Origin of the sequence: Acinetobacter sp. V89_4, from assembly GCF_029967875.1 — a bacterium.
Lineage (GTDB): Bacteria > Pseudomonadota > Gammaproteobacteria > Pseudomonadales > Moraxellaceae > Acinetobacter > Acinetobacter oleivorans.
Genome location: NZ_JASCAI010000015.1, coordinates 155,908 through 177,061 on the forward strand (window position 1 = coordinate 155,908; position 21,154 = coordinate 177,061).

A 21,154-nucleotide genomic window follows, 5' to 3' on the forward strand; every position below is an offset into this window, starting at 1 on the left:
CATGAGTGATGTCATCAAAGATTTAAGTGAATTACGCTTAAGTTATGAGCAAGGTGAGTTGCATGAGGGGCAGGTTGAATCTAACCCTCATCAGCAGTTTCTGGGTTGGTTTAACCATGCTCTAGCAGCTAATTTGCATGAACCCTATGCAATGTCATTAGCAACTGCAAGTGCAAATGGCAGACCTCATGTTAGAACAGTTTTGTTACGTGGGGCCACAGAAGCTGGTTATGATTTTTATACGAATTATGACAGTCAAAAAGGTATTGATTTGGCAGAAAATCCATATGCCGAATTATTATTTTACTGGCCAAGTCTAGAGCGTCAGGTGAGAGTGGGTGGTCATGTAGTTAAAATTGCTGAGCAAGAATCTACAGATTACTACCTTAAGCGACCACGTGATAGCCAGATTGCAGCGCATATCAGTACTCCCCAAAGCGGTAAAATTGAAAGCCGAGAGCTGTTACAGCAACGTTTTCAAGACTTACAACAGCAAGTTGAAAGCCGTGAAGTGCTTGATAAGCCGGAGTTCTGGGGCGGTTATCGTCTGCAACCAGATTATTATGAATTCTGGCAAGGACGACCAAATCGTTTACATGACCGCTTGAGTTATGAAAAAATCGACGGTCAATGGACGCTGCACCGACTGATGCCTTAAATGACAAAAATACAAATCAAACAAAGACCTTTATTGACACGCCCTGAACAGTTTCAGGGCGTGCCTCCGTTTATTGCCGAGATTTTGGCAAGGCGTGGAGTAGAATCTGAACAGGAATTAGAGCTAAAGCTTAAGAATTTATTGGCCCCACAGCTCAAGGGATTAGAAACCGCTGTGGTATTAATAGATCAAGCTATTGATGCACAAAAAAAGATTGTTATTGTCGGTGACTATGATGCTGACGGTGCAACCAGCACAGCGTTAATGGTATTGGTGCTTCGTGATATGGGAGCACAAGTCGATTATTTAGTTCCAGACCGATTTAAATACGGTTATGGGCTTACCCCCGCAATTGCAGAGCTTGCACATCAAACTTATCAACCCGATTTATTAATTACAGTCGATAATGGAATTTCCAGCCATGCTGGGGTTGATACAGCCCATGCGCTGGGCATGCAAGTTATTATTACCGATCACCATTTAACAACAAAAGAAACGCCTCTAGCAGAAGCGGTAGTTAACCCAAATCAATTAGGCTGTGATTTTCCAAGTAAGGCGCTTGCTGGTGTTGGTGTTGCATTTTATGTGCTGGCCAATTTGGCAAGTTTACGTACTACACAAGGTAAAAGCACAAGCAAAGTCACTCAATATCTAGATTTGGTTGCTTTGGGAACTTATGCGGATGTTGCTGTATTAGATTATAACAACCGCATTTTAGTGGATGCAGGCGTGAAGCGCATTCAGCAACATCAATGTCGAGTTGGAATATTGGCACTGTTGGATATTGCTGGCCGAGAGGCGTCGTCTTTGCGTGCACAAGATCTAGGTTTTGTTTTAGGTCCGCGTATTAATGCTGCTGGGCGTATGGAGAGCATGCGAATCGGTATAGAGTGTTTATTAGCAGACTCTATGGAAACAGCTTACCCGATTGCTCAACAATTAAATCAGTTGAATATAGAGCGGCGACAAATTGAAGGAGAGATGAAGCAACAAGCTTTATCTGCTTTAGATAGTTTGCAGCTCTCAAAAGAAGATATTCCCCCAGCTCTGGTGCTCTTTGAAGAAAACTGGCATCAAGGCGTGATTGGGATTGTCGCAGGGCGCTTAAAAGAACAGTTTCATCGCCCAGCTATTGTCTTTGCACCAGATGAAGATGGTATCCATATTAAAGGATCTGCACGTTCAATTGATGGTGTGCACATTCGAGATATGATTGAACAGGTTGCTGAACAACATCCGGAATTGGTGAGCCATTTTGGTGGACATGCAGCAGCGGCAGGTTTAACGATACGTAAAGAAAACTTTGATGCTTTTAAAACAGTGTTTACTACCTGTGTTGCAACTATGGAAGAATCTTTGTTTCAAGCAACGCTATGGACGGATGGGGAATTACCAGCTTCGGCTTTGCAACTAGACACATTGGACTGGATAGAGCAGCTTGGGCCATGGGGGCAAAAATTCCCTTTTCCTCAGTTTGAAGGACATTTTAAAGTTGTCGATTATCGCTGGCTTAAAGAAACACATCTAAAACTTAGATTGGCCCTTGATCAATATACTTTTGATGCGATTGCTTTTAATGCCGCTGGAAGATTTGAATTTAATCCTATGCGAGATGAAGTTCATTTGGTCTATGAGATTGACCGTAATGTATTTAAGGGTAATGTAAATTTACAATTGCGTATTGTGCATTTAAACCAATAAAAAAAATCCGCTCATTTGAGCGGATTTTTTTATAAAATTTTAGGTAAGATTAGAAGCGGTAGCCTGCACGAACACCATAAGTGTTATCGTTGTCACCGAAACCAATACGACCTTCAAGACTTACTTGTTGATTTAAGAATTTTTTAGCATTAATACCAAATTCATCTTTATCAGTTAAGTCGTTATTGTAGTAATCTACACCAAGACTTAAAGTTTTATCGATGTAGTAGTCACCACGAACTTTATATTCGTCTAGGTCACCAAACGCACCGAACGCTTCAAGGTTTACGTCATGTTGACCTACTTGAGTTACGTATTTAGCACGAACTGTTGGATCAGCGCCGTCTTTACCATCTTTTTCGTCGTAACCTTTAACACCTAACGCAAGTAATAAACCTGGAGCTGGTAAATAACCTACTTCAGCTGCATAAGTAGTTACTTTGCTATCAATATTGGTGTTGTCAATTTCACGCTCATTACGGCCTACATCACCGCTAAGGTAGAAATCTGAGTTAGGAACATAGTATTCAACACCTACGCCATACTGAGTATCTTTAGTACCGCTGTTATCGCCATAGTTGATAAGTGCGTTAACATTACTTGCACGGCTTAAAAATGCTGCTTCTGCAAGTGGAGCGTTACGAGTTTGAACAGGATTAAAGTAATAAGTCCCGTCAACACCGAATTTACTTACGCTGCTACCGTTGTCTGGATCAAGATAATTGTAAGAACCACCAACTTCAGCTTGGTAAGCGTTTGCTGCGCCACTTACTGCGAGTGCAGATAAAAGAGCTGATGCAATTGCTAGTTTTTTCATGGAATCTCTCCCCTCTAAAAAGCGATTTTATAAATGTTTTGTTACAACTTTTAGTCTAGAGGAAAATCGGGTAGCGTCAATCTTGCACAAGTAACCGCACTGTAACTATGTGCTTTTTTTGTAAATATATTTAACTTAAATATTTGATTCTAAACTATAAAAATAGAATGTTTAATTTTATTAAAATTGAGGAGATTTTGTGTAGATCATAAAAAATGCTGTAAAAGTACCCAATTTTGTATGAGGATGTTACTGGTTAAGCTTAAAATGAACTGAAGAAAATTTAGAAATTAGATGAGTGAAATATAATGAGAAATACAAAGCAGGTTCGAAGATAACCGCAGCTATGCTAAAATAATTGACTGTTTATCTGCTCTTATGGGAACACTCGCGTGGAAATTAATCCTTATCTAAACCAATTGAAAGACTTAACTGATCGTAGCCAAACACTACGGGGGTATCTTTGACTACGATCTGAAAAAAGAGCGTTTAGAAGAAGTTTTACGTGAGTTAGAAGACCCTGCGATTTGGAATGATCAAAGCCGTGCTCAGGCAATGGCGAAAGAAAAGGGCGAACTAGAAAACGTTATTAATGTATTGGATGGGTTGTCAACACAACTTGAAGATGCAAAAGCGATGTTAGATTTGGCTGTAGAAGCTGATGATGAAAGCTTGCTTGAAGATGTTCAGTCAGAGCTTAGTGCTGCTGAAGATGAACTGGCTAAACTTGAATTCCGTCGTATGTTTAGTAACCCAATGGACCCGAATCCTTGCTATGTCGAGATTCAATCAGGTTCAGGCGGTACCGAAGCACAAGACTGGGCATCTATGCTATTACGTATGTATATGCGCTGGATTGAACGTCATGGCTTTAAAGCAGAACTCATGGAAGTATCTGATGGTGACGTAGCTGGTATTAAATCTGCAACAATTCGTGTTGAAGGTGAATATGCCTATGGTTGGTTACGCACAGAATCAGGTGTCCACCGTTTAGTTCGTAAATCACCATTTGACAGTGGTAACCGCCGTCATACTTCATTCTCTGCGGTATTTATTTCACCAGAAGTTGATGACAATATTGAAATTGATATTAATCCTTCTGATGTTCGTACCGATACTTACCGTGCATCTGGGGCAGGTGGTCAGCATATTAACAAAACCGACTCTGCTGTTCGTTTGACCCACACTCCAACAGGTATTGTGGTGGCGTGCCAGAACCAGCGTTCGCAACATGCTAACCGTGACCATGCATGGAAACAGTTACGTGCACGTTTGTATGAATTGGAAATGCAAAAACGTAATGAAGCAGCTCAAGCTCTAGAAGACTCGAAGTCTGATATTGGTTGGGGAAGCCAAATTCGTTCATATGTATTAGATGATTCGCGTATTAAAGATTTACGCACGGGTGTTGAAAACTCTAATACAGGTGCTGTTCTTGATGGTGACCTTGATCGCTTTATTGAGGCGAGCTTAAAACAAGGTTTATAAGAGTCTGCTGAACTTTTAGTTTAAATACAGTTCATCTATGAATATGTAGAACTCTTGGATTTTTAGCGATTAAAACGGCAAAGCAATTCAGCCTTCGAATCTTAATCGAAAAAAAGCGATATGAATATCGAAAAAAATAGATATGAATATCGCAGAAATGCGATATGATGTTTTCGAAATGCTGAATAAAGCTTTGTTCGTTTAAAAGACGTGTTGAGCCTATGGATATTGATGCAATTAGCAAAGCCCTTTCCAATCCGCTACGTCGGCAGATTTTGCAATGGTTGAAAGAACCTGCGCATTATTTACCAGTGGAAGAGTGTGGTGGTAGTTTTGAGAAGGGTGTTTGTGCAGGTCATATTGAACGATTGGGCAAAGTAGCACAGTCTACAATGTCGAATCATTTGTCTGTTTTACAACAGGCGGGTCTGATTCAGGTCCAAAAATATGGTCAATGGTCTTATTTTTCACGTAACGAAGCTTTGATTCAGCAATATATCGAACATTTAAAACAAACACTTTAACAATATTAAAGTGTAAGTCGAGGCGACTATGGCTGAACTCAATACTCCTTTAACGGTTGGTGATTTTGAAATCAAAAATCGATTGGTAATGGCTCCATTAACGCGTGCGCGTAGTGGTGAAAGCCGAGTACCTAATGATTTGATGGTTGAATATTATCAACAGCGTGCAAATGCTGGTCTTATTTTGACTGAAGCAACAGTGATTGGTTCAAAAACTGTAGGTTATGCAGAAACCCCAGGATTATGGTCACAAGAGCAGGCACAAGCTTGGAATAAAATTATTGAGGCAGTTCATGCTCAAGGTTCAAAAATTGTAGCTCAACTTTGGCATGTTGGCCGTATTTCGCATCCTGAACTTTTAGATGGTGATATTCCTGTTGCACCAAGTGCAATTCAACCTGCGGGTGAAGTGAGTTTATTACGTCCTAAACGTCCGTATGTAACGCCACGCGCACTTTCATTAGAAGAAGTGAAAGAGGTTGTTGCTCAATATAAACATTCAGCAGAATTGGCTAAAGCAGCTGGTTTTGATGGTGTTGAATTACACGCAGCGAATGGTTACTTAATTGACCAGTTCCTTCAAAGTAATACGAATCAACGTGATGATGAATACGGTGGCCCTGTTGAAAACCGTGCACGTTTATTATTAGAAGTCGTTGATGCATTTATTGAAGTATGGGGCGCTGGCCGAGTAGGTGTACATATTGCACCACGTGGTGATTCACACGATATGGGTGATGAAAATCCGTTAGCAACGTTTGGCTATGTGGTTGAACAATTGAGCCAACGTAATGTTGCTTTCATCTTCTCTCGTGAATATGAAGCTGCTGATAGTATTAGCCCTAAACTTCGTGAAAAATTTAATGGTGTATGGATTGCGAATGAGAACCTAACACCAGAGTCAGCAAAACGTATTTTGCGTGATGGTGAAGCTGACGCAGTATCTTTTGGTAAAGCATATATTGCCAACCCAGATCTTTTACAGCGTTTAGAGCAAGATTTACCCTTAAATGAACTTCAACCAACAACTTTATATGCAAAAGGTGCTGAAGGTTATACAGACTATCCAACGCTAGAAGCTTCGTAATTTTTTAAACTGATAATTTACTGACCTCATTCATTTATGGGTTCAGTAAATCGCTTTTCTTGTAATGGTAGAGTTTAGGTATCGAAACTCTGCCATTTTTTCTATCTATGTTATATTTTCCCCAGTTTTAAACTTTGACTATTTGAGGCAAACCGCTTGGCGACCCCATTTTGGTACAACACCGCACTCCATTTATTAAAACCTTTTTACCACTGGCGGATAAAAAAACGTGCAGAAAGCCAGGAATTATATAATCAGGAATGTCTGGAAAGATTTGGGCCGTTTGAATCTCCAAAAAATGTGAGAGCAATTTGGTTCCATGCTGTTTCGGTTGGAGAAACCAATGCTGCGCAGCCTTTAATCGAGCATTATCTTAAACTCGGACAACCTGTGCTAGTTACTAATACGACTAAAACTGGGCAGGCACGTGCGAAATCATTATTTTTAAAAGCACCTTATTTAGATTTATTTCAAGCAGTTTATTTGCCTGTTGATCAAAAGCATCTTTTAAAACAATTCTTTGAATTGTATCAGCCAAAACTTTTAGCATTGGTTGAAACTGAACTTTGGCCAAATTTAATTGATCAAGCCAAGCTACAACATGTTCCTTGTTTATTGTTAAATGCACGCTTATCAGAAAAATCAGCTAAAGGTTATAGCCGAGTCTCAGGTCTAACAGCAGGAATGCTGAGACAAATTGACTGGGTGTTGGCACAAGATAATGCTACTCGCCAACGCTATGTCGAGCTTGGCTTAGATCAACAAAAAAGTCAGGTGGTTGGAAATATTAAATTTGATATTCACGCACCAGAAGCATTTATAAATCAGGCAGCAAAGTTACATCAGCTATGGTATTTGGGCCAACGAAAAGTACTGACAATTGCCAGTACACATGCACCCGAAGAACAACAAATTTTGCAAGCACTTCAGCCTTATTTAAAGTCAGATCCAGAGTTGGTTTGTATTGTCGTACCTCGACATCCTGAACGTTTCGACGAAGTATTTGAAATTTGCCAAAACCTAGATTTAATTACTCACCGTAGAAGCTTGAACCAAAGTATTCATACGAGTACACAGGTTTATCTAGCCGATAGTATGGGGGAGCTTTGGTTATGGTACGCCTTAAGTCAGGTGTGTTTTGTGGGTGGTTCTTTAAATGAGCCGGGTGGTGGGCATAATATTTTAGAGCCTATGGTTTTAAATGTGCCGACCGTCATTGGACCACGTTACTTTAATTTCCAAACTATTGTCGATGAATTCATTGACGAAAATGGTGTGCTCATTGCCCAAGACGCTGAGCAGGTTGTGGCAATCTGGATGGCATGTTTAGCTGAACCTGATCAGGCCCAACAAGTAGTAGAACAAGCACATAAAGTCTTACAACGTAACCAAGGTTCATTGCAAAAACATATTGGCGTAATTAATCGCTATTTGGCCGATAAACCATGAATATTGTTTTGCTAGAACCTGAAGATATTCAGTCAGACACGTGGTCAATTCACTCAAAGCGCCAATTACAACATTTACGTGAATATCTTGATATTACGGTTGGCCAAAATCTAAAAGTTGGTGTTCGTAATGGCGCACGTTATTCCACTGAAATTATTTCGATTAATGAGCAAGAAGTTTGTATACGACCTATTCGTGATGAAGTAGTACCTGCAAAACTTCCGGTTCATTTAATTGTGGCTTTACCGAGGCCCAAAGTTTTACGCCGTTTAATCATGGACAGTGTGACTTTAGGTGTTGAAAAAATTAGTTTGATTCATAGTTATCGCGTAGATAAAAGTTATTGGCAAACTCCATTTTTGCAACAACTTGATAACTATGTGACTTTAGGGCTTGAGCAAGCAGGTGACACGATTGTTCCTGAAATTCACATGTACAAACGCTTTAAACCTTTTGTTGAAGACGTTCTGCCAAGCTTGATCTCGAAAGAAACACCCGCCTATGTGGCTCACCCTTATGCCGAGCAGAGCATGCCAGTTAATATTCCACATGCTTGTAGTGTAGTGGTTGGGCCTGAAGGTGGCTTTATTCCCTATGAAGTTGATTTGCTCACAAAAAACGGCTGCCAAGCTGTGAGCTTAGGCAACCGTATTTTAAGAACTGAAACGTCTATTTCTTATATTTTAGGTCGTTTATTTAGTTGATGTTTCAGGGTTTAAAAGTGGCTGATTTGCGGCCATTTTTAATTCCTGAATTGGGTAAGGAATATTAATTCCGTTCGCATTAAAAGCTTGCTTGACCTGAGCTTGAATGGTGCTCGTAGACGACGAAATATCAGTTTCAGTCGTATCAACCCACCAGCGTACAGTCAGGTTAACCGAGAAATCTGCTAACGCTGTAACGTTAACCGAGAAGGCTGGCTGACTCAGTACATTTCGGTCATTATTAAGAATATCTAAAATAATCTGTTTGGCTTTTTGTTCGTCATCGTCATATCCAATTCCGACTACAAACTCACAGCGTCGTTGTTGATAAGCAGTATTTACCGTTAAAGCACTCGTATAAACAGTTGCGTTTGGAATAACAATTCGACGGCCATCTGGAGAGCGTAAGAATGTTGCACGAATTTGAATATCTTCAACCGTTCCTTCAAGAGAATTGACAACAATGGAATCGCCAATGCGGAATGGTTCGCTTAATAAGATTAAGATGCCTGACAGTAAATTTTGAAAGATATCTTTAAATGCAAAACCAATAGCGACCGAACCAATACCTAAGGCACTCATGAGTTGGCCCGGTGTGAACCCTGGAATCATAATGACGAGAGCAATTAAGAAACCAAAGAATAAAATTGTTGTACTGCCTACACGGTTTAAGACCAAAACTAGGTTTTGGCGCGTGTAAGAACGGTTTTCTAAGGTTTTACGAACAAAGAACTTAAATAATTTGGTCAGTAACCAAAAAATAATAAAAACGATAATCGCAATACATATATAAGGCACACGTTCCCAGAAGCTATCCACGATTTTATCGATAGTGGTATAGGCATCATGATACTTTTCAGTATGGGCTAAAACCGTTTGAGTGGTTTTAGTGCCCGCTTCTTGCAAAAGTTCGCCTGTATTTTTTGCGACATCCGTTAAGGATTTTTGTTCATCAGCCACGGCAAGTCTCAATTAAAAAAATTTATGAAAGCGATTTTCGGCTTTCATCATAGTAGGAGATAAAATGTGCGCCTACTATAATGAGTTCATCTAAATAATAAAGTGTTTTTTAATTAAAAGTATTCCGTTCCTTTTTGTAAGATTTGTGTCGGTGTTTCTAAGGTATCAGTCCCTGAGAAATAATAAAAAATTCCTGCTGTTGAAATAAGGCTAACTAAAATAGCGACTAAAATAAGCCAAGCCATCAGTTTTTCTATAAACGTTGCTGGTCGAACAGGACCGTATTCGTTTGGACCTGCTGTACCTGAGGCAAGCAGTAAATAAATCATAAAAAAGAACTGAACAACTGGAATGAACAATAGCAATCCCATCCAGCCACTCTTATTTAGATCGTGCAAACGTCGAACAACGAGAACAATATTTAAATAAATTAAAAATAGCGAAAAAACCCAGACTACCAAGGCACTGGCTCCAGAAAGAGAGCTATAAAATTCAAAATTAAATAAATTGCTTGAAAGCTGAAAACTTCCAAGAAATGAAGCCAAAATGAAATAGCCCAAGAGGGTGACTAAATAAATCAGTCCATAACCACCTAAGTAGCTCATACGATTAAAACGTCCATGAATTGAAAACGGACTATCTTTAAAAGGGAGCTGAGGTGGGCGTGAGGAGCTTGTTTGGGCAAACATATTATTTTATTCCTGTGTTGCGTATGAGAGACAAAATAATCTTTGTTGATGATCAAAACCATCAAATCTTGCAAAAATTATAAAAGTAAAAGCTATAGACAAATGTTTTAAATCAACTTAATTTTATAAAAATGTTCACAATTTCGTGTGCTTGAGTAAGTGATCAATATATGACCAAAGTCGGATTGTTTAGACTTTGAAAGAGTCATCATACTGCAAAGGCATGCAAATAAGATCCAGTAAAATAATAGCCACAGTCTCGAGATGGGATGCACAAGATCAAGGAAGTTGCGTATGAATGAGATCTATCCAGTACCAGAGGAATTTAAAAAAACAGCTCGTACTGTTGAAGCAGACTACTTTAAACGTTATCAACACTCTATCAAGAACCCAGATGAATTCTGGGCAGAGCAAGCTAAAATTGTCGATTGGATAAAGCCATTTACCCAAGTTAAAAATACGAGTTTTGACAAAGACAATTTCAAGATCGAATGGTTTGCCGATGGTGAGTTGAACGTATCAGCAAACTGCCTCGACAGGCATCTTAAAGAACACCCTCATAAACCTGCAATTATTTGGGAAGGGGACCATCCTTCTCGCCATAAGATCGTTTCTTATAAAGAATTACACGACGAAGTCTGCCGCTTTGCCAACGTTTTAAAGAAATATGGTATTGGTAAAGGTGACCGCGTTGTGCTGTATATGCCGATGGTCACTGAGGCTGCGATTGCCATGTTAGCCTGTGCCCGTATTGGTGCTGTTCACTGCGTGGTATTTGGTGGGTTCTCGCCAGACTCTTTAGCAAGCCGTATTGAAGATAGCCAAGCTAAACTGGTGATTACCGCAGACTCAAGTCTACGTGCTGGAAAACTATTACCACTCAAAGAAAATGTCGATTTGGCTCTAGAGTTGCCGGGCACAGAGTGTGTTGAAAATGTAGTTGTGGTTTACCGTAATGCGAACCCGATTGAAATGAAGCCGGGACGTGATTTGTGGTATCACCTCATTATTATGGAGGTTGATGCAAACTGTCCTCCAGAACCGATGAAGGCTGAAGACCCATTATTTATTCTCTATACCTCGGGTTCGACAGGTAAACCAAAAGGTGTTCTACATACCACAGGTGGTTATTTAGTCTATGTAACAAGTACCTTTAAAGAGGTCTTTGATTTAAAACAAGATGATGTTTACTGGTGTACGGCCGATGTAGGCTGGATTACAGGTCATAGTTATTTGATCTATGGCCCACTTGCGAATGGTACCACGACCTTAATGTTTGAAGGTGTACCTCAATATCCAACATGGGCACGTCTTGGTCATGTGGTCGATAAGCACAAAGTCTCTATTTTATATACGGCCCCAACCGCGATTCGCGCCATGATGCGAGAAGGGGATTCGTTTGTACGTGAAAGTAACCGTAGCAGCCTGCGTTTACTTGGTTCGGTCGGTGAGCCTATTAACCCTGAAGCTTGGAATTGGTACTACAACGTTGTTGGTGAAGGTCGCTGCCCGATTGTTGATACATGGTGGCAAACCGAAACAGGCGGTATTTTGATTGCTCCATTGCCGGGAGCAACAGCTTTAAAACCGGGTTCTGCAACACGTCCGTTATTTGGTGTTCAACCTGCCATTGTAGATGGTGAAGGCAAAGAGCTAGAAGGTGCGGCCGAAGGTAATCTGGTGATTAAAGATTCATGGCCGGGCCAGATGCGTACTATTTGGGGTGATCCTGATCGCTTTATCGAGGCGTATTTCTCAACCTTTAAAAATACCTATTTTACAGGTGATGGTGCTCGTCGTGATGAAGACGGCTATTACTGGATCACAGGGCGAGTTGACGATGTCTTGAACGTTTCAGGCCACCGTTTAGGTACTGCTGAAATTGAAAGTGCTCTGGTGTCACATGAAGCCGTGGCAGAAGCTGCGGTGGTGGGTATGCCGCATGATATTAAAGGACAAGGTATTTGTACTTTTGTGACTCTACAAGCGGGTGTTCCAGAGTCGGAAGAACTGCGTAAAGAGTTAATTAACTGGGTACGTAAAGTGCTTGGGCCTGTGGCTTCACCAGATGCACTACATTGGGCACCAGCATTACCTAAAACTCGATCGGGTAAAATCATGCGCCGTATTCTAAGAAAGATTGCAGCAAATGAATTAGATAGTTTAGGTGACACTTCAACTTTGGCTGAACCTGCTGTAGTAGATCAGTTAATTGCAACGGTTTATCCCGATAAGCAAAACTAATTTAAAAAAAAGCCCCATTTGGGGCTTTTTTATTAAGCTTTATTAAGAGTTTGCTAAAAAATCAGTAGTATTTTGTACATTCGCAAATGTACTCAGCGCAGTTAAAAAAGCTGTTTGTACATCTTCAGCTTTTACAGTTTTTCCATTATGGCTTAAATCACGAGTTGCCGTTGCATCTGCAATCAAGATGGGTTGATAGCCCAGTTCTTTGGCTGCGCGTGTGCCTGAATCAATACACATGTGAGTCATCATGCCTGTAATCACGAGTTGTTCAATTTGATGTGCTTTTAAAAGCTCATCTAAATTGGTTTCTAAAAAACTGTTTGGATAATGCTTTGTCACGATTAATGATTCATCGTGAGCGCTAAGTTCAGGGTGAAGTAAAACCCCATCCGTATTTTCTTGGAAGAAACTCGCTTGTGGCGGATTAATATGTTGCACATAAATGATTGGCAAGTTTTTCTCGCTAAAATGTTGTTCGAGTTGTTTTATTTTTTCTAGCGCTTGCTCTGGCCCAACCAATTCCATTTTGCCATTTTTAAAATAATCATTTTGTACATCGATAATTAATAGTGCTTGTTTCATGGGATCACTCTTGTTGATATGAGATAAAACAAGATTATTCTCTGACCGTAAAATCGGCTATAGTCAGATGAAAGCATTACCGCCAGATTTCTTTCGCCATGAAAAATGAATATTGAATTAGACCCGATTGATCTAAAAATTATTGCATTGCTTAAACAGGATTCTCGACTAACCAATAAAGAAATTGGACAGCGAGTTCACCGGACAGGGCAGGCAGTTGGCGCTCGAATTGCTCAGTTAATGGATGCTGGTGTCATTAAAAATTACACAATTGCCGTGCAATATTCGCATAAACAATTTATTCATTTGCATTTAAATGAACAACGCGCATTTGAAGAAATTGAAAATTTGGTTAAGCAATATGAACAAATAGATGAATGCTTTAAAGTGATGGGCAATGCTTGCTATATGATCGTCAGCCATTTTGAACCCGCAGCATTAAATGAATTTATCGAGAAACTTTCAAAATGGTGCCGTTACTCGGTTGAAACAGTGGTTCGAGAAGTCGAGAAATCTTAAAAAATAAAGGCTCCAAGCCGAGTCTTGGAGCCAATAAGTCTTTATTTTTAATTTATTGTTTTTATTGTCTTGCGCTGCTTTAAATGAAGTTTTCTAGGCTGATTTTGCTTGAATTTCTATCTCCTTTTCTTGTTGAAGTTCTAATTGGCGAACGAGTGGTAGAACTTTTTCCCCAAAATATTCTACTTCTTCAATGAAATGTAAGAATCCAGAAAGAATCAAATCAACACCTACATTTTTAAGTGCGACAATACGCTCTGCAATTTGCTGAGGTGTACCAATTAAATTGGTTTTAAAGCCATCGTTATATTGCACTAAATCTTCAAAACTTGATTTTGCCCAGTTACCTTGTTGCTCTGGAGAGGCTGCACCTGCTTCACGTGTTGCATCGCCAAACGCATTTACGGCTTCAGTGTTGGCTTTATCAATAATTTCTTGAAGTACCGCTTTTGCTTCTTCTTCGGTATCTCTAGCAATAATGAACGCATTTACACCAATTTTAACCTGATGATTATTGGCTTTAGCTTTAGTGCGAATGTCTTCGACTTGTTTTTGAATTTCTTCTACGGTATTACCGTTGGTAAAATACCAGTCAGATACACGTGAAGCCATGTCACGTGCTGCACGTGAGCTCCCGCCTTGAAACACTTCAATATGAGGCTTTTGCAGAGGTTTCGGTTTAAGTGTGTAGTTTTGGAATTGATAGTATTTACCATCGAAACTATAGTTATCGGTGGTCCAGATTCCTTTTAACGTACGAATAAATTCTTCAGAGCGGACGTAGCGCTGATCATGTTCTGGCCATTCTTCACCAATCGCATCAAACTCTCCTCTAAACCAACCACTCACCACATTAATGGCAATACGGCCTTCGGTTAGATAATCGATTGTTGCAAGTTGCTTAGCTGCGAGTGCCGGTTTCCAGGGGCCGGGCAGAATAGCTGCAATCACCTTAAGTTTTTCAGTTTTTGCCAGTAAGGCATGACTGAAACTTACTGATTCATGCTGGTTTTCTGCTCCGTACCCCGCCGTAAAACGAATTTGAGTGAGCGCATATTCAAAACCATTTTTTTCGGCAGCCTGTGCAAGTCGAACATTGTAGTCATAACTCCAGTCTGTACGCTGTTCGATGTTACTTACTACAAGGCCACCGCTTACATTTGGTACCCAATAAGCAAATTTAATAGGTTTTTGTAATTGCGTCATGGTTTGCTCCCCCAATTCGTATTTTTATTTAGCGATATTGCACTTAGGCAACATGCGTTGTTAATGATTTGCCAGACTTGTGATGCAAGCGAGACTCTGCCGCATCAAGATCAGGCACAGCCGCTGAAGGTAATACTTCTTCTTGCTCAATTTGCTTGTTAATACCAAGCTCTTGATTTGCTTGCTGAGTCTTAGATTTGACTACTTCAGCACGTTCTCCTTTCGCTGGTGCCCATTCTAAAATTGGCAATGCGCGCGCTACTGCTAACGTAATACGGTCTGATAATTGCTCGCTTTTCACCGTATATTCAGGGGTAAAATCACGATCAGTTGCATATACGCCAATTGGTAAAGTTTGTGCTTGGAAGAAGCTGAACAATGGACGAAGTTGATGTTCAAGTACCAGTGCATGACGATCACTACCGCCTGATGCTGCTAAAAGTACAGGCACATCGACCAATGCAGTTTGTTCAACAAAATCGAAGAAATGTTTGAAAAGACCCGTAAAAGATGCGCGGTAAACTGGTGTACCTACAATTAAAGCATCAGCTGCTTCAACCGCTGCAAGATCATCTTGTACACGCTGTGGAAGTTGGTTGCGATAAAATGCACCGCCTAATAAAGGCCCAATTTCGCTTAATTTAATAAAATGAACTTTAATATCGGTTGCTTCGGATAACTCATCAAGAATGGCTTGAACCAGACTTTCCGTTTTAGATGGGGTATTTAAGCCACCAGAAACAGCAACAATATTCAAAGGTTTTGGTGATGTGATACCAGTCATAATTTGGTTCCTAAGCCTAAAACAAGAGATTGGACTTATTAATCAACAACGACGGCGAACTGTAAAATAACGAAATTGGTCAACCTTATCAGTTTTAAATATAAAAGATAAATAGTGGATTTTTATACTTTATTTATCTATTAAGTTGCTGTTTTTATTTTATATAATTATTGGTGATATATTTTTTATAATAAAAAGTAAGCTTATATAAAAAACAGATTAATTTTGATTAAATGTTAAAAAACATCTGAATATTTTAGCTAAGTTCTGCATTTATCATCATTTTGCATAAAAATGGATAAGATGAACGTATCTTTCATCTAAATAGTAGGGTTACAATAGGCCATACTTATGCTCAAGATTACTTTAATCGCTTATGAATATTTTAATCGTTGATGATCATCCTTTGTTTCGTCATGCTTTAATTCAAGCAGTACGTTATAGCCTGCCACAGGCACAAATTCATGAAACAGCTTCGGTTGATGAGTTTTATGAGCGTTTGGAAAATGGGGCAGAACCTGATCTAGTCTTACTCGATTTAAATTTACCGGGTGCTTCAGGCTTTTCTGCTCTAGTCTATGTACGAGCACAGTATCCAGCTATTCCAATTATTGTGGTTTCTGCACATGAAGAAACTTCAATTATTCAGCGTGCGATTGCACATGGCGCGATGGGTTATATTCCTAAATCTGCTCATCCAAGTCATATTGGTGAAGCGATTCGTCAAGTTTTAGAGGGTGAAATCTGGTTACCACCTAATTTGCCACCTAACCTTAATCTTGATCCGAGAGCGGCAGATGAAACTGCTTTAGCTGAACGTATTCAATCTTTAACACCACAGCAATTCCGTGTTTTGATGATGGTTGCGGAAGGTTTGTTAAATAAACAGATTGCTTATGAACTTGATGTTTCGGAAGCAACGATTAAAGCGCATGTGACAGCTATCTTTAGAAAATTAGGTGTGCAAAACCGTACACAAGCCGTATTGGCCATTAGTGCATTAAATATTGAAGATAAGAAAATCTAAAAATAAAAAAGACCTCAGTTGAGGTCTTTTTTATGTGTGCCACTTAAGCAAGGCAATCTTGCTTTGGTGTTAGGCTGTCGCAGTACAAAGGATTGAGAGCACATTGCAAATCATCAATTTGATCTTGAGTCACATAACCTTTCATTTTTAAATATTCAGCTACACGGTCATCACGCAAGCTTAAAAACGCTGCATCATAAACGCCTAAATCTACAAAAAGTGCAGCTGTTTCTAGGCTATTGAAGCGATCAAGGAAAATATCATTGCCATACATTAAGAAGATATGGTCGAGTTTTGCTTTTTCATCGACATGTAGTCGTTCAGCAAGTTGATCTGGGTGAGTTTTAATAAAGAGTAAGTCAGAAAGCTCATCAAATTGAGTCATATCTAACTGATTTTCGCCAAGTTTGACATGGCCAAGCCAAGCTTTGAAAACCAGTACAGCTCCACCGCGAAGTAACATGCTCCAAATTTGATGACGTGTATCGTGATCAAGATTTTCACTTTCAGCGCTAAGAACTTTTAAGAAGTTTTCTTCTTGTTGGGCCAATTTATCAAATAAGCCTAATCCTTGAGGATGATAAGCCGCAGGTGCAAATACATCAAAATTTAGATCATGAAATACATTAAGTGCGAGTGGGACTGCACTTTGATAAATCGTATTTAACGCTTTGATATGGGCTTCATTGAGTTTGCTGTTGGGAAAAATACTTTGCCAATCTAGTTCAGGAAGTAAAGCATTGGCACTGTATTGACGATAAAACTGTTGAGATGATAGTTGGTTTTGTGGGCTGTTATCAGAAATATTCATGGCAATTGTCCTTTGCATTAATTCGTGAGCAGGGGTGCTTAATATAGAAATCGGTTAAAAAATAGTTATACATTTATCAAATGCGTTTGGAATAGTTATGTGTCATCAAGAATGCAAGTAGAATAAGACTAAAGTCGTATATAGTAGTTTTATCTAGATAATATTTTTAAAAAACAATTATTTATTAAATTGTAACTAAGTATACAAGTGTTCACTTACAAAAAAGATGGGCTTTGCCATAGAAAAAGGGCTGTTGGAAAGTTTAGCCAATTATTTAATCAACAAAAGTAGACTTTTTGAGCAGTTCTGCCTATTGGCTTAAATTAAACCTATAACTTTTGCCAAAAAATCTCTCCCAAACTTATAAAAAGCTTGGGAGAGGAAAATATTTAATCTGCCGCGCTGGCAATTTTAAGTCCCGATAGCCATGCTCTTAGAGAGGCCGGTTTAAGCGGTTTTTTGAGTAAAACAATATTCAGTTCTTTCAATTGCTGAGGTAACTCTGGATGAGAGTCTGCTGTAATTAAAGCAACCGGAACATCATGCTGACGATTTTGCAAAATAAAATCGACACCGAGTTGGTTGTTATTTAAATGCTGATCGATAAGCCAGACCTGAATATTCTCTTTTTGAATAATTTCTAGTGCTTGTTCTGGTTCAGTGGCTTTAAAAACCTCATAACCCCATCGACCTAATAAGCTACTCATTCCTTCTAAAATAGTTTCATCATTGTCTAAACATAAAATCCGGTAGGCCTTAGTTTTTAAAGGGACTGCCTGTACGGTTGGGGTTATCACTTTTGGCGCTTCTACGACTGGAACCTCAATCATAAAGCAGGAGCCTTTATTGAGTTGAGAGTAGACATGAACAGGATAATTCAACAAACCTGTCATACGCTGCACAATTGCAAGACCTAAGCCTAGGCCTTGCTCACCCCACGGTGATAAATGCCCACAGCGTTCGAATTCTTGAAACAGTTTAATACGTTGTTCTTCGGCAATTCCGGGACCTGTATCCCAAACACCAATACGAATATGATCAGGTTTTTGAGCCGAACGTAATACACCGACAATCACTCGGCCTTTGGCAGTATAACGCAGTGCATTACTCACAAAGTTTTGAATAATACGTCGTATCCACTGTGGATCTGTGTCAATCCAGAATGATACATCATGAACTTTGAGTGAAATATTTCGCTGTGCAGCAATCGATTTAAACTGTAGTTCAAGATCACTGAGTAAATCATGCAACGGGTAAGGTTGTCTTTTTGGCTGTATGCTACCGCCTTCCAAACGCGCAATATCGAGTAGGGCAGAGAGCATACTTTCTGCGCCATACAGAGCACGGTCAAGTTGCTGCAAAGTTTGACGGTCTTCTTCAGTTGCGATGCTTTGTTCAAGAACGGTACTAAAGAGACGAGCCGCATGCATGGGTTGTAATAAGTCATGACTTGCCGCTGCTATAAATCGGCTTTTTGACATATTTGCCATATCGGCTTGTTCACGTGCGAGCTGCTGTTCGGTTAAAGCACCAGCAAGTTGTTGGGTTCGGTCTTTTACGCGCGCTTCAAGTATTGCCTCATTTGCACGGAAAGCAGTAATGTCGGCGAACGTTGTAACAAAGCCTCCACCTGAAATAGGATTACCACGCATTTGAATAACGCGTCCGTCTTTACGGATTCGTTCAAATTCATGCGCGCTTCCGACTTTCATCCAGTGTAAGCGTTTGCGAACATGTTCTTCAACTGAACCAGGGCCGCATTCGCCACGTTCAGCGTTATAACGAATCAAATCGGCAATTGGACAACCCACATAAACTAAGTCTTTCGGGTAGCCAAATAGTTTTAAATATTGGTTATTCCAAGCCACCAAACACATATTTTTATCAACCACACTTACCCCTTGAGTCATGTGGTCAATCATGGTCATGAGCAAGTTTTGATTGAAACGTTGCCATTGTGAGGCTTGGTCTAAAATATTAGCAACTTGCCCTAATGCAAGACCATTATTGATCATTGCTGTAGTGAGCAAAGTACGGGCAGAGGCTGCGCCGATAATGCCAGCTAGATATTGTTCGGTAAAACGCCACCACATGCCATTGGCGATACTATTGGGGTTGAGCGTGAGATGATTTTGCTCACAAAAGTTCTCGAATGCTTGTGTTGTTGGTTGCTCACCCGTAATTCTTTTAGCAAGAGCGAATAGGTCACCTACTTTTAAACGTGCAGCATCGTGCGGTAAATAAGTTAAATCAGTAGATGTATGCGGTGATGGCAATGGTTTGGTTTCATAGTAGAAAAAGCTTTCTGCCTGAATTTGTTCTGCCACACTTGGGCGGTAAAGTTTAGAAATCCAAATATATAAAACAATATTTAAACCAAGAGACCAGATTACACCGTGTGTAAGTGGCGCAAATGATTCAAAACCAAAAAGTGACTCTGGTCTTAAGGCATTAATTCCAAAAGGGCCAAAAAGCAAAATACTTTGGGCAGTTTCCTGATAGGCCTCTGGCAAGCTACGTAAAATCGTTGGAAATAGTAATGTGTAACTCCACATCAAAAATCCAATAATGAGGCCAGCATAGACACCTTGGCGGCTTCCGCCTCGCCAATACAAGCCTCCAATAAGCGCAGGTGCAAACTGGGCAACAGCACTAAACGCCAATAAACCAAATACTGAAAGCTGGTTAATATCATTAAAGAAATGGAAGAATAAAAAGCCAAGTAGCATCACCGCGACAATACTAATACGACGGCTGAATTTAAGAACTTTAGGTAAGTGTTTATCGTGACGTGATAGCAACTTAAAACGCCAGAGTGCAGGCATAATCAAGTCGTTACTGAGCATGATAGATAGGGCAACAGATGAAACCAGTAACATGCCGGTTGATGCAGAGAACCCACCTAAAAAGGCCAGTAAAGCTAACCATTCTTGGTTATAACTCAGGGGTAATGAGAGTACTGCAACATCAGGCACAGTTAAGAACTTCGGTGCAGCATGTAATGCCCAGCTTGCAATCGGAATAATGGCTAAAATCGTTAAAATCAGATAAACCGCAAACCATTTGCGTGCACCGCGAATATGTTTTTCATCTCGTAATTCGACAACCGCGACATGAAACTGGCGAGGTAAGCAGATAATTGCTAAACCTGCCAATAAGGTCTGAATCCAGAAAGTTTCAGGCACGCCAAACAACTGAACTTCTTGAAAGGTTTGGTTCACATCTGATGTGACTTGGACAAGGTTCGCTGGTGTTTCAAAAATAAAAAATAAAGCAACGCAAATCAGCGCGAATAATTTTACAAAAGATTCAAAGGCCACAGCTAACATGAGGCCGCCATGTTGCTCGGTATTGGCAATTTGCCTTGTACCAAAAATCATGGCCAAAATAGCCAGTACACTGGTTAAAAGCAAAACACTATTGGTGGTTGTATGGATATGAGCATTCTGTTCCATAATGACAGAAGTACTTAAAGCAATCGCACGTAACTGTAGAGCGAGATAGGGAATAATTGCGATTACAGCCAAAATGGTGACCAGTGAAGCCAATACCCCACTTTTCCCATAACGTGCCGCAACAAAGTCAGCAATTGAGGAAATCGCATGGTGCTGGCGTACCCGACCTAAACGTCGCCAAATGTCATAACCAAACCAGACAAATAAGAGAGGGCCTAAGTAAATAGGCAAGAAAATGACGCCTTCTCGAACAGCTGCTCCAGTCGCGCCGTAAAATGTCCATGATGAACAGTAAACGCCTAGCGTTAAGCTGAACAAGAACATGCGGCCACGTGTACTCAGACGGCTGGCATGCTTTTCACCAAAAAAAGCACAAATAAATAAGAGTGCTATATAAAGGGTGAGTACCCCAATAATCAGCCAGCTGTTCATATGACTCACATGAT

General features: G+C 40.0%; 18 protein-coding genes. 10 read left to right on the plus strand and 8 right to left on the minus strand.

Going from position 1 to position 21,154, the window contains the following annotated elements:
- The first annotated feature begins 1 nt into the window (after position 1).
- Positions 2–658, plus strand: coding sequence for a pyridoxamine 5'-phosphate oxidase (pdxH, locus tag QLG01_RS03825; protein ID WP_199945550.1), 657 nt, complete (start codon positions 2–4; stop codon positions 656–658).
- Positions 659–2,359 (plus strand): single-stranded-DNA-specific exonuclease RecJ, encoded by a 1,701-nt coding sequence (gene recJ, locus QLG01_RS03830; protein ID WP_282495875.1) that lies wholly within the window; start codon positions 659–661, stop codon positions 2,357–2,359.
- A gap of 49 nt (positions 2,360–2,408) precedes the next feature.
- Here the strand turns inward: recJ and QLG01_RS03835 are convergent, their stop codons facing one another.
- Positions 2,409–3,176 carry a putative porin gene (locus tag QLG01_RS03835; RefSeq protein WP_004790036.1) on the minus strand — a complete coding sequence of 256 codons (768 nt, stop codon included), beginning with the start codon at positions 3,174–3,176 and terminating at the stop codon, positions 2,409–2,411.
- 392 nt (positions 3,177–3,568) lie between these two features.
- On the opposite strand from QLG01_RS03835, the gene prfB reads away from it, so the two are divergent.
- The 5 genes from prfB (at position 3,569) to QLG01_RS03860 (ending at position 8,428) form a co-directional block, all read left to right on the plus strand.
- Positions 3,569–4,664 (plus strand): peptide chain release factor 2 gene (prfB, locus tag QLG01_RS03840; protein ID WP_107880456.1). Its coding sequence is split into 2 segments (ribosomal slippage): positions 3,569–3,640 and positions 3,642–4,664, totalling 1,095 coding nucleotides; the frame shifts between segments, so codons are not numbered across the junction.
- Positions 4,665–4,885: 221 nt separating this feature from the next.
- Complete coding sequence (locus QLG01_RS03845; protein ID WP_002121891.1) at positions 4,886–5,188, plus strand: helix-turn-helix transcriptional regulator; 303 nt, start codon at positions 4,886–4,888, stop codon at positions 5,186–5,188.
- Positions 5,189–5,216: 28 nt separating this feature from the next.
- A complete protein-coding gene (locus tag QLG01_RS03850; RefSeq protein ID WP_144732563.1) occupies positions 5,217–6,275 on the plus strand; it encodes an alkene reductase in 1,059 nt (352 codons plus the stop codon).
- A 156-nt stretch (positions 6,276–6,431) separates the two neighbouring features.
- Positions 6,432–7,724, plus strand: a complete 1,293-nt coding sequence (locus QLG01_RS03855; protein ID WP_267531325.1) for a 3-deoxy-D-manno-octulosonic acid transferase — start codon at positions 6,432–6,434, stop codon at positions 7,722–7,724.
- Positions 7,721–8,428: a 16S rRNA (uracil(1498)-N(3))-methyltransferase gene (locus QLG01_RS03860; protein ID WP_282495876.1), complete on the plus strand. Its 708-nt coding sequence runs from the start codon at positions 7,721–7,723 to the stop codon at positions 8,426–8,428. Before QLG01_RS03855 ends, QLG01_RS03860 begins: the two co-directional genes overlap by 4 nt.
- On the opposite strand, the gene QLG01_RS03865 is transcribed toward QLG01_RS03860, so the two are convergent.
- Positions 8,417–9,388, minus strand: a complete 972-nt coding sequence (locus QLG01_RS03865) for a mechanosensitive ion channel family protein (protein WP_282495877.1) — start codon at positions 9,386–9,388, stop codon at positions 8,417–8,419. The two genes, QLG01_RS03860 and QLG01_RS03865, sit on opposite strands and share 12 nt — an antisense overlap.
- Before the next feature lie 113 nt (positions 9,389–9,501).
- The gene (locus tag QLG01_RS03870; RefSeq protein ID WP_005300664.1) at positions 9,502–10,077 is read right to left on the minus strand and encodes a DUF805 domain-containing protein; all 576 of its coding nucleotides are present in this window, start codon (positions 10,075–10,077) and stop codon (positions 9,502–9,504) included.
- 294 nt (positions 10,078–10,371) lie between these two features.
- Here QLG01_RS03870 and acs point away from each other — a divergent pair, with 294 nt between their 5' ends.
- On the plus strand, positions 10,372–12,321 hold the full coding sequence (gene acs, locus QLG01_RS03875; RefSeq protein ID WP_282495878.1) for an acetate--CoA ligase: 1,950 nt from the start codon (positions 10,372–10,374) through the stop codon (positions 12,319–12,321).
- Between the two features lie 42 nt (positions 12,322–12,363).
- On the opposite strand, the gene QLG01_RS03880 is transcribed toward acs, so the two are convergent.
- Complete coding sequence (locus QLG01_RS03880; protein WP_282495879.1) at positions 12,364–12,906, minus strand: cysteine hydrolase family protein; 543 nt, start codon at positions 12,904–12,906, stop codon at positions 12,364–12,366.
- A gap of 105 nt (positions 12,907–13,011) precedes the next feature.
- Here QLG01_RS03880 and QLG01_RS03885 point away from each other — a divergent pair, with 105 nt between their 5' ends.
- On the plus strand, positions 13,012–13,425 hold the full coding sequence (locus QLG01_RS03885; protein ID WP_192454630.1) for a winged helix-turn-helix transcriptional regulator: 414 nt from the start codon (positions 13,012–13,014) through the stop codon (positions 13,423–13,425).
- A gap of 93 nt (positions 13,426–13,518) precedes the next feature.
- On the opposite strand, the gene sfnG is transcribed toward QLG01_RS03885, so the two are convergent.
- Entirely contained in the window at positions 13,519–14,631 is a 1,113-nt protein-coding gene (gene sfnG, locus QLG01_RS03890) for a dimethylsulfone monooxygenase SfnG (protein WP_282495880.1), read from the minus strand.
- Positions 14,632–14,674: 43 nt separating this feature from the next.
- On the minus strand, positions 14,675–15,415 hold the full coding sequence (gene msuE, locus QLG01_RS03895) for an FMN reductase (RefSeq protein WP_005300671.1): 741 nt from the start codon (positions 15,413–15,415) through the stop codon (positions 14,675–14,677).
- Between the two features lie 376 nt (positions 15,416–15,791).
- On the opposite strand from msuE, the gene QLG01_RS03900 reads away from it, so the two are divergent.
- Positions 15,792–16,442 carry a response regulator transcription factor gene (locus tag QLG01_RS03900; RefSeq protein ID WP_013196611.1) on the plus strand — a complete coding sequence of 217 codons (651 nt, stop codon included), beginning with the start codon at positions 15,792–15,794 and terminating at the stop codon, positions 16,440–16,442.
- A 43-nt stretch (positions 16,443–16,485) separates the two neighbouring features.
- On the opposite strand, the gene QLG01_RS03905 is transcribed toward QLG01_RS03900, so the two are convergent.
- Complete coding sequence (locus QLG01_RS03905; RefSeq protein ID WP_013196612.1) at positions 16,486–17,253, minus strand: hypothetical protein; 768 nt, start codon at positions 17,251–17,253, stop codon at positions 16,486–16,488.
- 389 nt (positions 17,254–17,642) lie between these two features.
- A complete protein-coding gene (locus tag QLG01_RS03910) occupies positions 17,643–21,140 on the minus strand; it encodes a PAS domain-containing hybrid sensor histidine kinase/response regulator (RefSeq protein ID WP_151988816.1) in 3,498 nt (1,165 codons plus the stop codon).
- Positions 21,141–21,154: the final 14 nt, after the last annotated feature.